The 13571-nt window shown below is 74.0% G+C and carries 11 protein-coding genes and 2 pseudogenes; 7 read left to right on the top strand and 6 right to left on the bottom strand.

From position 1 onward, the window contains the following. The coding region (locus JNW87_RS24130; RefSeq protein WP_238454443.1) for a TetR/AcrR family transcriptional regulator at nucleotides 1-384 on the bottom strand (384 nt) is incomplete at its 3' end. A gap of 91 nt (nucleotides 385-475) precedes the next feature. Between JNW87_RS24130 and JNW87_RS24125 the strand changes: the two genes are divergently transcribed. The 3 genes from JNW87_RS24125 to JNW87_RS24115 all read left to right on the top strand — a co-directional run bounded on the left by JNW87_RS24125 (nucleotide 476) and on the right by JNW87_RS24115 (nucleotide 4772). Further along, complete coding sequence (locus JNW87_RS24125; protein ID WP_109804256.1) at nucleotides 476-994, top strand: MarR family winged helix-turn-helix transcriptional regulator; 519 nt, start codon at nucleotides 476-478, stop codon at nucleotides 992-994. Further along, nucleotides 988-2721, top strand: coding sequence for an ABC transporter ATP-binding protein (locus JNW87_RS24120; protein WP_238454442.1), 1734 nt, complete (start codon nucleotides 988-990; stop codon nucleotides 2719-2721). Before JNW87_RS24125 ends, JNW87_RS24120 begins: the two co-directional genes overlap by 7 nt. Nucleotides 2722-2846: 125 nt before the next feature. Beyond that, nucleotides 2847-4772 carry an ABC transporter ATP-binding protein gene (locus JNW87_RS24115; RefSeq protein WP_109804255.1) on the top strand — a complete coding sequence of 642 codons (1926 nt, stop codon included), beginning with the start codon at nucleotides 2847-2849 and terminating at the stop codon, nucleotides 4770-4772. A gap of 136 nt (nucleotides 4773-4908) precedes the next feature. Here JNW87_RS24115 and thrS read toward each other — a convergent pair. Beyond that, nucleotides 4909-6124 (bottom strand): annotated as a pseudogene (gene thrS, locus JNW87_RS24110) (threonine--tRNA ligase). A gap of 555 nt (nucleotides 6125-6679) precedes the next feature. Between thrS and JNW87_RS24105 the strand changes: the two are divergent. The 3 genes from JNW87_RS24105 (at nucleotide 6680) to JNW87_RS24095 (ending at nucleotide 8993) form a co-directional block, all read left to right on the top strand. After that, a complete protein-coding gene (locus tag JNW87_RS24105) occupies nucleotides 6680-7288 on the top strand; it encodes a DedA family protein (protein WP_109804244.1) in 609 nt (202 codons plus the stop codon). A 116-nt stretch (nucleotides 7289-7404) separates the two neighbouring features. Further along, nucleotides 7405-8157, top strand: a complete 753-nt coding sequence (locus tag JNW87_RS24100) for a DUF998 domain-containing protein (protein ID WP_109804243.1) — start codon at nucleotides 7405-7407, stop codon at nucleotides 8155-8157. Then, nucleotides 8157-8993, top strand: a complete 837-nt coding sequence (locus JNW87_RS24095; protein WP_109804254.1) for an SDR family oxidoreductase — start codon at nucleotides 8157-8159, stop codon at nucleotides 8991-8993. Before JNW87_RS24100 ends, JNW87_RS24095 begins: the two co-directional genes overlap by 1 nt. Before the next feature lie 8 nt (nucleotides 8994-9001). On the opposite strand, the gene JNW87_RS24090 is transcribed toward JNW87_RS24095, so the two are convergent. Next, complete coding sequence (locus tag JNW87_RS24090; protein ID WP_109804242.1) at nucleotides 9002-10405, bottom strand: NAD(P)H-quinone dehydrogenase; 1404 nt, start codon at nucleotides 10403-10405, stop codon at nucleotides 9002-9004. A gap of 106 nt (nucleotides 10406-10511) precedes the next feature. On the opposite strand from JNW87_RS24090, the gene JNW87_RS24085 reads away from it, so the two are divergent. Further along, nucleotides 10512-10967, top strand: a complete 456-nt coding sequence (locus JNW87_RS24085; RefSeq protein ID WP_109804241.1) for a gamma-glutamylcyclotransferase — start codon at nucleotides 10512-10514, stop codon at nucleotides 10965-10967. A gap of 91 nt (nucleotides 10968-11058) precedes the next feature. Here the strand turns inward: JNW87_RS24085 and JNW87_RS24080 are convergent, their stop codons facing one another. The 3 genes and pseudogenes from JNW87_RS24080 to JNW87_RS24070 form a co-directional block, all read right to left on the bottom strand. After that, nucleotides 11059-12018 (bottom strand): GNAT family N-acetyltransferase, encoded by a 960-nt coding sequence (locus JNW87_RS24080; RefSeq protein ID WP_109804240.1) that lies wholly within the window; start codon nucleotides 12016-12018, stop codon nucleotides 11059-11061. Nucleotides 12019-12113: 95 nt separating this feature from the next. Beyond that, nucleotides 12114-12865: pseudogene (locus JNW87_RS24075) on the bottom strand (hypothetical protein). Between the two features lie 61 nt (nucleotides 12866-12926). Next, a partial coding sequence (locus JNW87_RS24070; protein WP_238454441.1) for a hypothetical protein occupies nucleotides 12927-13571 on the bottom strand: 645 nt, incomplete at its 5' end.

Here is a 13571-nt window from a genome sequence, read left to right as displayed (position 1 = left end):
CCGCGCAGCGCCGCCCCGGCCCCGGGCGCGCGCGGCGGCCACCTCGGGGTCGTCGGCCCGGTAGAGCCCCGGCGCGAACATCACCTCGAAGTGGGCGCGGTGGTCGACCGCGAAGCGGACGTACGCCACGCCGATCTCGAGCAGGTCGTCGCCGGCCCGGCCGAGCGCCTCGGCGAGCAGGTCGAAGCCCTCGACGGCGAGCGCGGTGAGCAGGCCGGCCTTGTCGCCGAAGTGGTGCGCGGGCGCGGCGTGCGAGACGCCCGCCCGACGGGCCAGGTCGCGCAGGCTCAGTGCGGCCGGCCCGGACTCGCCGATCGCCTCGACCGCGGCGGCGAGCAGGGCCCGCCGTAGGTCGCCGTGGTGGTATCCGCGGTTCGCCGTCATGCGCCGCAGCATATCTTGCCAACGACAAGATAATGTGTCGGGAATTAGTTTGGCCCCTGACGATCTGGTGGCTAACCTGACGGCTGTGAAGATGGAACCGCTCGTCCGCTTCCCCGACATGCTCCAGCACGCGCCGCTCGGTCGACTGCTCGCCATCGCCGGCCATGTCGTCGAGCAGCACTGGGGGCGCTACCTGGCCGAGCACCACGGGCTCACCTCGGCCGGCATGCGGGTGCTGTTCATCCTGAGCCGCGTCGGCGACACCACCCACCGGGAGGTCGCCGAACGGTGCTTCGTCCGGCCCGCCACCCTCACCGGCATCGTCGACACCCTCGAACGCGACGGCTTCGTCGAGCGTCGCCGGGACGCCGCCGACCGCCGCACCGTGCAACTGACCCTGACCGACAAGGGCCGCCGGCACGCCCAGCACCTCACCGACCTGATCCACAGCGACCGTCCGCTCACCTCCGTCGACGCCGACCCGGCGAAGAAGGCGGTGATCCGGGAGTTCCTCACTGAACTCATCACGAGCATGTCCGACGGGGAGGTCGGTCGGTTGAACCCAGCGCAGGATTCCGCCGCCGAGACGCCGGGGAGCCGTCCATGTTGATCCGCCTGCTCCGCCACGAGCTGCGCCCGTACCGCCGGCTGCTCGCGGCCGTGGTCGTGCTCCAGTTCGTCGGCACGATGGCCTCGCTCTACCTGCCGAGCCTCAACGCCGACATCATCGACCGGGGTGTGGCCCTCGGCGACACCGACCAGATCATGCGTACGGGCGGCTGGATGCTGGTGGTCAGCCTGCTCCAGATCGCCTGCTCGATCGCCGCGGTTTACCTGGGCGCGCGGACCGCGATGGGGTTCGGGCGGGACGTCCGCGCGACCATCTTCGAGCACGTCAACCGCTTCTCGGCCCGCGAGGTCGCCCGGTTCGGCGCGCCGTCGCTGATCACCCGCAACACCAACGACGTGCAGCAGGTGCAGATGCTCGTGCTGATGAGCTGCACCATGCTGGTCGCCGCGCCGATCATGTGCGTCGGCGGGGTGGTGATGGCGCTGCGGGAGGACCTCGCGCTCTCCCGCCTGATGCTGGTCTGCGTGCCGGTGCTGGCGATCATGTTGGGCCTGGTCGTCCGGCGGATGGTGCCGGGATTCCGCGAGATGCAGACCCGGATCGACACGGTCAACCGGGTGCTGCGCGAGCAGATCACCGGCATCCGGGTGATCCGGGCGTTCGTCCGCGAGCCGTACGAGACGGAGCGGTTCGGCGTCGCCAACGCCGACCTCACCGCGACGGCGCTGCGGGTCGGCCGGCTGATGGCCCTGATCTTCCCGGTGATCATGCTGGTGCTCAACGTCTCCAGCGTCGCGGTGCTCTGGTTCGGCGCGCAGCGGGTCGACGCCGGCCAGATCCAGATCGGCGCGCTGACCGCGTTCCTGCAGTACCTGATGCAGATCCTGATGGCCGTCATGATGGCCACCTTCATGCTGATGATGGTGCCGCGCGCGGCGGTCTGCGCCGAACGGATCGTCGAGGTGCTGGACACCGAGTCGTCGGTGGTGCCGGCGGCTGACCCGCTGATCGCGATGACCAGGAACGCCGAGCTGGAGCTCCGCCGCGTCGCCTTCCAGTACCCCGGGGCCAGCGCGCCGGTCCTGCACGACATCTCGTTCCGGGCCGGCCCCGGCCGGACCACGGCCATCATCGGCGCCACCGGCGCCGGCAAGACCACCCTGCTCACCCTGATCCCCCGGCTGGTCGACCCGACCGCCGGCGCGGTGCTGGTCGACGGGGTGGACGTGCGGCTGCTGGAACCGGACGAGGTGTGGCGCCGGATCGGGCTGGTGCCGCAGCGGCCGTACCTGTTCAGCGGAACGGTGGCCAGCAACCTGCGGTACGGCAACCCGGACGCCACCGACGCAGAGCTGTGGGCGGCGCTGGAGATCGCCCAGGCCCGCGACTTCGTGGCCGAGATGCCGGGCGGGCTGGACGCCGCGATCGCCCAGGGCGGCACGAACGTCTCCGGCGGTCAGCGGCAGCGGCTGGCGATCGCCCGGGCTCTGGTCCGCCGGCCGGAGATCTACCTCTTCGACGACTCGTTCTCGGCGCTCGACCTCGGCACCGATGCCCGGCTGCGCGCGGCGCTGAAGCCGGTCACCGCGAACGCGGCGGTGGTGATCGTGGCCCAGCGGGTCTCCACGATCGTCGACGCCGACCAGATCATCGTGCTCGAGGACGGGGGCGTCGTCGGCATGGGACGACACGAGGACCTGCTGGAGCGCTGCCCGACGTACGCCGAGATCGTGGCGTCCCAGCAGACGGCGGAGGTGCCGGCGTGAGCGGGCCGAACAGACAGCTCGGCCCGCGGGACGGCAGGGTCGTACCGGATCAGAAGCAGGGCCCGGAGGCGACGACGCCGAAGCGGCTGCCGCCCGCCGGGCGGCGCCCCGGCGGCCCGCCGTGGATGGGCGCCGCGATGCCGGCCGAGAAGTCGATGAACTTCGGGCCGTCGGCCCGGCGGCTGCTGAGGCGGCTGCGGCCGCACCGGCTTCAGCTGGCCGCGGTGATCACGCTCGCCGTGGCGAGCATCGGGCTCAGCGTCATCGGGCCGAAGCTCCTCGGCCACGCCACCGACCTGATCTTCAGCGGGGTGATCGGCCGGCAGCTGCCCGCCGGGACCAGCACGGAGCAGGCCGCGGCGGCGGCCCGGGCGGCCGGCAACGACAACTACGCCGACATGCTCGCCCGAATGGACGTGGTGCCGGGCGCCGGGATCGACTTCACCGCCCTCGGCCGGGTGCTTCTCCTGGCCCTGGCGCTCTACCTGGCGGCCAGCGTGCTGATCTGGTGGCAGGGCTGGCTGCTCAACGGGGTGGTGCAGCGGACCGTGCTGCGGCTGCGCGCCGAGGTGGAGGAGAAGCTCCACCGGCTGCCGCTGCCCTACTTCGACCGGCAGCCCCGAGGCGAACTGCTCAGCCGGGTCACCAACGACATCGACAACATCTCGCAGTCCCTGTCGCAGACGCTCAGCCAACTGCTCACCTCGCTGCTGACCGTGGTCGGCGTGCTGGCGATGATGTTCTGGATCTCGCCGCTGCTGGCGCTCGTCGCGCTGGTCGCGGTGCCGCTGTCGGTGCTCGTCACGCAGCAGATCGCCAAGCGGTCGCAGCGCAGGTTCATCGCCCAGTGGAAGCACACCGGCGAGCTGAACGGCCAGATCGAGGAGGCGTACACCGGCCACGAGCTGGTCAAGGTCTTCGGCCGGCAGCGCGAGGTGCAGGCCGCCTTCGCGGCCAAGAACGAGGAGCTGTTCCGGGCCAGCTTCGGGGCCCAGTTCATCTCCGGGATCATCATGCCGGCGATGATGTTCGTCGGGAACCTCAGCTACGTCGCGATCGCCGTGGTCGGCGGGCTGCGGGTGGCCTCCGGGTCGATGAGCCTCGGCGACGTGCAGGCGTTCATCCAGTACTCGCGGCAGTTCACCCAGCCGCTCACCCAGGTCGCCTCGATGGCGAACCTGCTCCAGTCCGGGGTGGCCTCCGCCGAGCGGGTCTTCGCGGTGCTCGACGCCGAGGAGCAGACCCCGGACAAGGTCGCCCCGCCCCGGGTCACCGGCAGGGTCGAGTTCGCCCACGTCTCCTTCCGGTACGACCCGGACAAGCCGCTGATCGACGACCTGTCGCTGGTCGCCGAGCCGGGTCACACCGTGGCGATCGTCGGCCCGACCGGCGCCGGCAAGACCACCCTGGTCAACCTGATCATGCGGTTCTACGAGCTGGACGCGGGCTGGATCACCCTGGACGGCGTGGACGTCACCAGCATGCCCCGGGACGAGCTGCGCGGACGGATCGGCATGGTGCTCCAGGACACCTGGCTCTTCGGCGGCACCATCCGGGACAACATCGCCTACGGCCGGCCGGACGCCACCGAGGAGGAGATCCTGGCCGCCGCCCGGGCCACCTTCGTGGACCGGTTCGTCCGCAGCCTCCCCGACGGGTACGACACGGTCATCGACGAGGAGGGCAGCAACGTCAGCGCCGGCGAGAAGCAGCTCATCACCATCGCCCGGGCGTTCCTGGCCGAACCGTCGCTGCTCATCCTGGACGAGGCGACCAGCTCGGTGGACACCCGCACCGAGGTCCTGCTCCAGCGGGCGATGGCCGCGCTGCGGTCGGACCGGACCAGCTTCGTCATCGCCCACCGGCTCTCCACCATCCGCGACGCCGACCTGATCCTGATGATGGAGAACGGCCGGATCGTGGAGCAGGGCAGCCACGACCAGCTCCTCGCCGCCGACGGGGCCTACGCCCGGATGTACCGGTCCCAGTTCACCGAGGCGGTGGCCGACGAGGCCGACGCGCTCGCCGAGCCGGCGACGGCCGGGAACTGACGATGAGCGAGGGATCCGGCCCGACACCGGCTCCCGTCCTGCCGGGACGGGAGCGGCGGGCACCCGGTCGGCGGACGCCCGGTCCGCCGGCCACGAGCGGCCGGCGCCGCGACGGCGTGGGCCGGGAGTCGCCGGGTCAGTCCGCCGGGAGCAGGCCGGCCGAGCGCCCGGCGACCACCTTCCCGATCAGCCCGAGGGCGTCGGCGACGGGCATCGGGGCCAGCGCGCGAACGTCGCGCAGCCGCAGCGAGACCGCGCCGCCGGCCGCCTCCCGGGGGCCCACCACCCCGACGTACGGGACCCGGCGGCGGCCGCGTCGCGGATCCGGGCGCCAACGAGCCGGCCACGTCGACCTCGGCCCGCAGCCCGGCCGCCTCGGCCCGGCGGACCAGGTCGACGGCCGGCTCGACCTGCCCCTGATCGACCGGGAGCAGCACCAGCTGCACCGGGGCGTACCAGGCCGGGAAGGCGCCCGCGTGCACCTCGATCAGGTACGCGAACAGCCGCTCCATGCTGCCGACCAGGCTCCGGTGCACCAGCACCGGCCGCCGCCGCGACCCGTCCGCGTCGGTGTACGACAGGTCGAACTTCTCCGGCTTGTCGAAGTCGAGCTGGATGGTGGAGATGGTGGACTCCCGGCCGGCGGCGTCGACGATCTGGATGTCGATCTTCGGTCCGTAGAAGGCCGCCTGGCCGGGCGCCTCGGTGAAGTCCACCCCGTCGAGCGCGGCGCGGAGCAGGTCCTCGGCCCGCGCCCACGCGGCGTCGTCCCCGACGTACTTCTCCCCCGGCCCGCGCAGCGACAGCCGGAACCCGGCCGGTCGTACGCCGAGCGCAGCGTGCGCCTCGCGGATCAGCCGCAGGATCTCGCGTACCTCGTCGCCGACCTGGTCCAGGGCGCAGAAGTTGTGCGCGTCGTTCAACGAGATGGCGCGGACCCGGGACAGGCCACCCAGCACGCCGGAGCGCTCCGCCCGGTACATCCCGCCCAGCTCCGCGATCCGCAGCGGCAGCTCCCGGTAGGAGCGGCCCCGGGCGCAGAACACCAACGCGTGGTGCGGGCAGAGCGCCGGCCGGAGCACGAACTCGTCGTCGGCGCTCAGCCGCATCGGCGGGAACATGTCGTCGGCGAAGTAGCCCAGGTGGCCGGAGAGCTCGAACAGCTCCCGTTTGCCCAGCGGCGGCGAGTAGACGTGCCGGTAGCCGGCTCGGCGCTCCAGGTCGCGGACGTACTCCTCGACGGCGTGCCGGGCGGCGGCGCCGGCCGGCAGCCAGATGGGCAGGCCGGCGCCCGCGAGCGGGTCGGAGACGAACAGCTCCAGCTCCCGGCCCAGCCTGCGGTGGTCGATCATGTCGCTCTCCTTGATCGGGTACGACCCGGAGGCGACGCGGCCCGGAACGCCACGCGGCCCCGGGGCGGTTCGCCCCGGGGCCTGGTGGACGGTTACGTCAGCGCGGCACGCCGGGGACTCCCGGCGTCGTGGTCACCACCGCGCTGCGCATGCGGCGACGGTACGCGGGCGTCGACGTGCCGCGCATTCGGATTTCGCGGTGTCGTCGAGGGCGCGGGCACCCGGGGAGAAGACGGCACGGGCGACCGGAGAAAGGGGGCGGTCGCCGGCACGGGACCTGCCGGCGACCCGCGGCGGCCCGGTCGTCAGGAACGGGGGACCCGACGTCCGTGGAGCCGCGCGCCGACAACGGTACGCCGACGACGGCGGATCCGCCGCCCGCCGCCGCGCCGCGCGCCACGCCGACGGCCCGTCACACCGGACGGCGCCGGGTCGTTGTCACTCAGTGGCCCTGCCGTGTCAGCAGTCACCACCGGCCAGGGCCCCGCCAGGTGACGCCGGACACGCCGTCAGGCTCGGTGCAGGCAATCGGGGGAAACCGGCGAGGTGGCAGTCGTGCCCGAACTCATCACTGACGTCGCGTCGCCGACGTGGGCGTACCTCGCGCTGCTGGCGCTGCTCGTCGCCGACGCCTTCATACCGGTCATCCCGACCCAGGCCGTCATGATCACCAGCGGTGCGCTGACCGTCTACGGCGGACTGAGCCTGCCGCTCACCATCGCCGTCGGCGCGCTCGGCGTCTTCGCCGGCGACCTGGCCTGCTACCTGATCGGGCGGGGCGCCCCGGACCGCCGGGCGGCCCGGCACGCCATGCCGGGCCGGGCCCGCCGGATGGCCGGCCGGGTCACCCGGGGGCTGCGCGAACCGGGGCCGCTGGTGATCCTGCTCTGCCGGTTCGTGCCGGGTGGCCGGATGGCGGCCTGCTTCTCCGCCGGGCGCAGCCGCTACCCGTACCGACTCTTCCTGCTCTACGAGGCCGCCGCGGCGGCCGGCTGGGCGACGTACGGGACGCTGGTCGGGCATCTGGGCGGCACCGCGCTGACCCAGTCGGCCTGGCGGCTGGCGCTGATCGGCGGCGCGGCGGCGATCGGGTTCGCCGGCGCGGGCTGGGCGATGACCGCGATCAGCGCCCGCAACACCCGCCCCGAGGTCCCGGTCGACTGACCCGTCCGCCCCGCGCACCGGGCGCGGTCGTCGGCCACCTCTAGGGGTGGTCCCGGGGATCGATGTCGGTGGCGGTCCCGGATCCGCTTCGGGTGCCCACGGCGACAGGCTGAGGCATGCCTGGAACCCGGACCCGCGGACTGCTCGCCCTCGGCGGGATCGCCCTGGCGGCGGTGCTCGCCCTGATCGGACACCTCGAGGTGAACGACGACCTCAACCCGTGGTCGCTGACCGTCAGCGACTTCGCCGTCTCCGACCGGGGCGGCGTCATCGACGTGGCGATGGCGGTGCTCGCCGCGGCCACCGCCGTCCTGATCCCGGTCCGCCGCGTCCCCGGCCGGCGGCGTCGGGCGAGGCGGACGGACGGAACGACGGAGGCCGCCGGGCCGGAGGGCGTGGGATCCGGCCCGCTGGTGGCGGTCCTGCTCGGGGCGTGGACCGCCGGGCTGCTGGTCTCCGCGCTGGTGCCGACCAACGAGCCCGGCCTGCCCATGGACGCCGCCGCCTACCTGCACCGGTACGCCTCGGTGGTCGCCTTCCTCGCGCTGCCGCCGGCCGGCTGGCTGCTCGCGCGGCGCCTGGACGGACGCGGCGCCGCCTGGCTGCGGGGGCTCGCCCTGACCAGCCTGGCCCTGGCCGGCGCCATGGTCTGGTCCGCCTACCCGGGCGACCGGGTGCTGATCGGCCTCGCCGAACGGCTGCTCATCCTCGCCGAGGTCGGCGTGCTCGCCGTGGTCGCGGTGACCCTGATCGGCCGACCCGCCGTCCACGCGACGCGGCCGGCCCGTGCTGTTGACCTCAACACCGCTTCAACTCCTAACGTGTGGCCCCGGGGGTCGACGGCGGCCCGGTGCGGCGAGGAGGCGTGATGATCCTGGAGACGGGGGCGACCGGCACGGTCGGCCGGGAGGTGGTGTCGCTGCTGGTGGCCCGCGGCGAGCGGGTCCGGGCGGTGAGCCGGACCCCGGCGACGGCCGGCCTGCCCGCCGGGGTCGAGGTGGTGGCCGGGGACCTCGCCGAGCCGGCGTCGCTCGCGCCCCACCTGGCCGGCGTCGACGCGGTCTTCCTGATCTGGCCCTTCACCGACCCGGCGGTGGCCCGGAAGCACGCATCCGAGGTGACCTGCCTGATCGCCGCGACAGCGACCCGGATCGTGTACCTCTCCGCGCCGGGCGCGGCCGACCAGCCGGAGTCGTTCTGGGCCGTCGTGGAGCGGGCCGTCGAGGCGTCCGGCGCGGAGTGGACCTTCCTCCGCCCGGTCGGCTTCGCCGCCAACACCCTGATGTGGGCCGGCCAGATCCGGGCCGGCGACGTCGTGCGCTGGCCGTACGGGGCGGCCGCCCGGTCCCTGGTCCACGAGCGCGACCTCGCCGAGGTCGCCGTCGCGGCGCTGACCTCGGCCGGCCACAGCGGCGCGCGGCATCTGCTCAGCGGGCCGGCGACCCTGACCCAGGAGGAGCAGGTCCGCGCCATCGGCCGGGCCGTCGGCCGGGACCTGCGCTGGTCGGAGATGCCGCTCGGGGAGGCCCGGCAGATGCTGGCCGCCGCCTTCGGCGATCCCGACTTCGCCGAGATCGCCCTGCGCGGCTGGGCCGCCTTCGTCGACCACCCCGAACAGGTCACCGACACCGTCGAGCGGATCACCGGGCACCCCGCCCGCCCGTACGCGGACTGGGCCGCCGACCACGCCGACGCCTTCCGCTGACCCGGGGACTACTCCAGTTCGTGGAGCATCAGCTGGCGGGCGGCCTCGGTGATGGAGCCGGAGAGGCTCGGGTAGATGGTGATGGTCTGGGCCAGCTCGTTGACCGTGAGGTTGTTCTCCACCGCCATGGTGATCGGCAGGATCAACTCACTGGCCTTGGGGGCCACCACCACGCCGCCGATCACCTGACCGCTGGCCGGGCGGCAGAAGAGCTTGACGAAGCCGTCGGCCAGGTCGGCCATCTTCGCCCGGGCGTTGCCGGAGAGCGGCAGCATCACCTGGCGGGCCGGGATCTTGCCGGCGTCCACCTCGTCCTGCGAGACGCCGACGGTGGCCAGCTCCGGGTCGGTGAAGACGTTCGCCGCGACGGTACGCAGCCGCAGCGGCCGGACCGCCTCACCGAGCGCGTGCCACATCGCGATCCGGCCCTGCATGGCGGCGACGCTGGCCAGCGGCAGCACCCCGGTGCAGTCACCGGCGGCGTAGACGCCGGGCACGTTGGTCCGGGACACCCGGTCGACGGTGACGTAGCCACCCCGGGCCAGCTCCACGCCGTACTCGGCGAGGCCCAGGTTGGCGGTGTTCGGGATCGAGCCGACGGCGATCAGCGCGTGCGTGCCGTGCACCTTGCGGCCGTCGGAGAGCTCGACCTCGACCCCGTCAGAGGTGCGGCGGACCGCGTCCGCGCGGGAGTTGTTGAGGATGCTCATGCCCCGGTTGCGGAACACCCGCTCGATGGCCGACGCGGCATCGGCGTCCTCGTGCGGCATCACCCGGTCCCGGCTGGAGACCAGGGTGACCTCGACGCCCATGGCCAGGTACGCGCTGGCGAACTCGGCCCCGGTCACGCCGGAACCGACCACGATCAGGTGCTCGGGCAGGTCGGGCAGGTCGTACACCTGGCGCCAGGTCAGGATGCGCTCGCCGTCCGGGACGGCGGTGGGGAGCTGGCGGGGCGTGGCGCCGGTGGCGATCAGCACGGTGGAGGCGGCGATCGAATACTCCTCGGCGCCGTCGGCCGGGGTCACCACCACCCGGTGGGTGTGGCCGAGGGTGTCCTCGCCGAGCCGGGCGGTCCCCGCGACGAACTCCACCCCGGCCTTGATCAGCTTGGTGTGGATGTCGGCCGACTGGGCCAGCGCGAGCCGCTTCACCCGTTCGTGCACCGCGCGGGCGTCGACGGTGACCGCCTCCAGCCCGTCGGAGTGCACCCCGAACTCCTCGGTGTCCCGGTAGCCGGTCACCACCTCTGAGCTGGCGATGAAGGTCTTCGACGGGACGCAGTCGGAGAGCACGCAGGCGCCGCCGGCCCCCTCCGCCTCCACCACGGTGACATCGGCGTCGAGCTGGGCGGCGACCAGCGCCGCCTCGTACCCGGCCGGCCCCCCGCCGATGATCACGATCTGGCTCACAGCGCTCGCCCCTCGTCAGTGCTCACAGTGACTTTCTTCTCCCCAACGCGCTCGACACGCACCGTCGTATTCTCCCCCACCCGCCGGCCGGGCTATCGTCATCGCCGTGCGTCATTACGCCGCTTACGGCTCAAACCTGGACCCCGCCCGGATGCGTGCCTACTGCCCGCATTCGCCGATGGTGGGCATCGGCTGGCTGGAGGGCTGGCGGCTCACCTTCGCCGGCGAGGACGTCATCGGCTGGGAGGGCTCGGTCAGCACCGTCGTCGAGTCCCCGGGTGACCGGGTCTTCGTGGCGCTCTACGACATCCACCCGTACGACGCGGCGCAGCTCGACGAGCTCGAGGGCGTGACCGCCGGGACGTACCGCAAGCTCACCGTCCGCGTCTCGACGCTGGACGGGGACGTGACCGCCTGGGTCTACGTCTTCGACGGGTACGAGGGCGGCCTGCCGACGTCGTGGTACCTGTCGGAGATCGCGAACGCGGCCGAGAAGGCGGGCGCGCCGGACGACTACGTCACCGAGCTGCGGTCCCGCCCCACCGGCACCGCGTCGGCGTAGCGCGTATCGCACGCTCCCAGTCTGCTCCCGTGCCCGGTCGGGCCGCCCGTCGACCCCTGACCGGGTCGCCAATGCCACACCCGGGCGCCGGTCAGCCGGCGGCCTTGACCTCCAGCTGGTACATGTCGACCGCGCGTACCTCGCGCAGCCCGACCGACCGGTAGAGGGACAGCGGGGCGGTCGGGTTCGCCAGGTCCACCCCGAGGCCGGCGGTGGCCCGCCCCTTGGCGGCGTACCGGGCGAAGGCGTGCTGGAGCAGGGCGGCGCCCACCCCCCGGCGCCGATGCTCGGGCAGCACGGCGAGGTTCTTGACGAAGCCCTCGTTCTGGTCGACGCCCTGCGGGGAGGACTGGAGGACGCCGGCCGGTTCGCCGTCCACCTCGGCGACGAACCACTCGTCCCAGTCGGTGGCGTCGCCGAGGCTCGCCCGCCAGACGTGGTAGCTCCGCGGCTCGTAGTCGGGGCTGTCGCGGAACGCGGTGTCGTAGATCCGGTGGAACGTCCGCAGCTCCGCCTCGTCGTCGGGGCGTACCGGCCGGACGGTGACGCCGGCCGGGGGCGCGGGCGGCCCGGCGGGCAGGTCGGCCAGTGACCGGCTCATCCGCACGTACCGCTTGCCGAGGGTGAACCCGGCGTCGAGCAGGGTCCGCCGCCACTCCTGCTCCGGCTCGTACACCGCGCACCGGACGGTGAGCGCCGGCAGCCCACGCTCGACGGCCCGCTCGGCGACCCGGGCCAGCTGCCGGTCCAGCAGCGGAGCTCGCAGCTCGCGACCGCGCTCGGGGTCGACGTACACCTCGACGAACTCGCGCCCCACGTCGGTCGGGTTGTCCACGATCGCCCAGGCGACGACCCCGCCCTCCGGGTCCAGGCCCAGCCACGAGTCCGCGGCCGGGTCGACGTACGGCGCGGTCAGGCACTCCGCCACGTCCTCGGCGGAGAAGTCCGGATATCCGATGGCGAACGTGTCGGCGGCGTGCACCACCTTCAGGATCGCCGGTACGTCGTCCAGGGTGGGTCGGCGGGCCGTCCAGCCGGCGGGGAGCGTCACGCCGCGATCCTGGCAGGCCGACCGCCGACCGCGCCGCCCATTTTTGGCCCAGGCCGGCGGACCACGGCCCCGTACGTCCGCACGGCCGGCACCCGTCAGGCGGCCGGGACGCGCCGGCCCAGGTGCAGCCGGGTGGCGGTGAGCAGGTCGAGCAGCTCGGCCCCCTCGCCCGGGCCGAGCCCCCGGAACGCCGACGAGGCCAGCCGGTCGGTCACCGCCTCGGCCCAGAGCCGCCGCCGGACCAGCGGCCCCACCGGCGGGTACGGCGGCGGCCAGCCGCAGGCGGCGGCGCCCGCCTCGCCCTCCGGCCCGGCCAGGACCGCCTCCAGCGGGGTCATCCCGGCGGCCGGACGGCGAGCAGGTACGCCCCGGCGAAGTGCTCACGGAGCAGGAGCAGCCCGACGGCCGTCCGGGCGCCGGGCGACCGGTCCGGCACCGGCATGGCCCGCCAGGCGGCGAAGAGCGGCATCCCGCTGGCGTCCGCCGCGTCGACGATCCGTTCCAGCAGCCCGACCAGCCGGGCCGTCCCCGGCGCCTCGCCGAGATGCTGGGCGCCCCAGCGGCAGCACTCGGCCAGGTTCGCCGCGGCGATCTCCACCGGCCGGACGGTACGGGCCGCGGCGTCCCAGCCGTCGGCGACCGCGTCGGGGGCGATGAAGCCGAGGGCGGCGGCGACCGTCTCGGCGCGTACGTCGCCGAGCGCGCCGGCCCGGCCGGTGATGTAGAACGCCCAGCCGGAGATGCCGAGCAGGCGGGCCCGGCGCAGGGTCCCCGGGCAGCGGCTGAACGCCTCCCCGAGTTCCAGCACCAGCGGCTTGCTGGCGGCGGCGACCTGCTCGGGGGTCATCCGCCGGACACCGCAGCGGGAAGCGCGGACACCGTCCGTCCACCGTGGTCATCCATCCCGGTCAGTCTGCCTGCTGACCGCCGCCGGTGGCATCCCCCTCTTCGGCGTCCAGCGCCTCCACCGCGGCCTCGACCTCACCGGCGCGCCGGCGGGCCGCGGTGACCGCCCGCTCGGCGGCGCGGCGGGCCAGCTTGGCCCGGCTCAGCTCCTGCTCGGCGACGGCCCGCCGGCGCTCCAGCTCGGCGAGTTCGGCCTCGATCCGGTCCAGCTCCACCGCGCCGTCCTGGGCGGACCGCTCCGCGCCGGCCAGCTCCGCCTCGGCGCGTTCCTGGTCGGTCCGGGCCCGGGCCAGCTCCCGGTCCAGCTCCCGGCGGCGTTTCGCCCGCTCGGCCCGGGCGGCCCGGTCCGCCGCCCGTTCGTCGCGCGTCCGCCGGGTCTCGGCCCGCTCGGCCGCCCGGTCCGGTACTGCGGGTTCCTCCGCGCCCCCGGTGACCAGCCGCAGCTGGGGGCGGGGCACCTCGCCGAAGCCGGCGTAGCTGGTGGCCCGGAGCAGCCGACCGGAGCGGATCTGCTCGGCCACCTCGGCGTCGGAGAGCGCCGCGTTGAGGGTCGCTCGACCTCGCCCCAGCGGCAGCTTCCCGGCCGGCGGGGCCTCCCCGGTCTCGGCGGCCAGCCGGCGTACCTCGGCGACCAGGGCGCCGACCAC

Source organism: Micromonospora sp. ATA51 (assembly GCF_016802855.1).
In the GTDB taxonomy this organism is placed as follows: Bacteria; Actinomycetota; Actinomycetes; order Mycobacteriales; family Micromonosporaceae; genus Micromonospora; species Micromonospora sicca.
This window is presented reverse-complemented; position numbering and strand designations above follow the sequence as displayed.

What these genes read in the sequence shown, in the direction of transcription:
- JNW87_RS24125 (WP_109804256.1), top strand. Translation starts at nt 476, where the DNA reads ATGGAACCGCTCGTCCGCTTCCCCGACATGCTCCAGCACGCGCCGCTC.
- JNW87_RS24120 (WP_238454442.1), top strand. Translation starts at nt 988, where the DNA reads ATGTTGATCCGCCTGCTCCGCCACGAGCTGCGCCCGTACCGCCGGCTG.
- JNW87_RS24115 (WP_109804255.1), top strand. Translation starts at nt 2,847, where the DNA reads ATGGGCGCCGCGATGCCGGCCGAGAAGTCGATGAACTTCGGGCCGTCG.
- JNW87_RS24100 (WP_109804243.1), top strand. Translation starts at nt 7,405, where the DNA reads ATGCCTGGAACCCGGACCCGCGGACTGCTCGCCCTCGGCGGGATCGCC.
- JNW87_RS24095 (WP_109804254.1), top strand. Translation starts at nt 8,157, where the DNA reads ATGATCCTGGAGACGGGGGCGACCGGCACGGTCGGCCGGGAGGTGGTG.